At 41.0% G+C, this 749-nt stretch carries 1 protein-coding gene and 1 pseudogene; one reads left to right on the top strand and one right to left on the bottom strand.

The window, feature by feature from the left end:
* A partial coding sequence (locus tag R7044_RS25185) for a GGDEF domain-containing protein (protein WP_225455993.1) occupies positions 1–422 on the top strand: 422 nt, incomplete at its 5' end.
* Positions 423–563: 141 nt separating this feature from the next.
* Here R7044_RS25185 and R7044_RS25180 read toward each other — a convergent pair.
* A pseudogene (locus R7044_RS25180) lies at positions 564–749 on the bottom strand (hypothetical protein); the annotation flags it as partial.

The following is a 749-nucleotide window of genomic DNA, read 5'->3' as shown; positions in this document are numbered from 1 at the left end:
AAGATATTAATGATAGAGTTGGCCATTTTTCTGGGGATCATGTTATCACTCGCATTGCTCACGTTTGCCAAGGAGTCATTCGTGGTAGCGACTTTATAGGTCGATTGGGAGGAGAAGAGTTCGCAGTAATCTTAACAGATACGAATGCGATTCAAGCGTATGAAGTAGCTGAACGCATCCGCCAAGCTATACAAGCAACGATCTGTCATGTCGATGACGTTGAAATTACGACCACTGTTAGTATTGGTGTAGCAGGGTTGAATTCACAACAATCCAACGCAAAAGAGCTTCTAATCGAGGCCGATAAAGCGATGTACTATTCAAAGCACTCAGGAGGCAATCAAGTCACCCTAGCTTACGAAAACCTGCCAGATCTTAAGCTTTATCAAGCCGGTCACTTAAAAATACAAAGGGTTTCCTAAAAATAAATAACCCATTTCTTACCACGATAGCCTCTTTACTAAGAAACCTCCGTCCTACGCAGTCCCCACAATAACATCGCTAAAAACTCGCTTATCTAAAAACCTTATAACTATTAGTAAAAAGTGCTCTATATGTGTTCGCTATTTATCGAACCAAACCACCATCATTACATCCTTAATATCGACTTTAAAAAGCTCGCAAGTCAGCAAAAATCCATTCAGATGAAAATGAGGCCACTGACCCTTACTCATTTCAAATGATGGACACTCACGCACACAAATCGCCAAGTTTCTCAAGGTAAGCCGAACCAGTGTCAATAAGTAGGT

This window comes from Vibrio sp. 1402 (assembly GCF_033340275.1).
The sequence above is the reverse complement of the archived record's forward strand: the minus strand, read 5'-3'. Positions and strand labels throughout refer to the sequence as shown.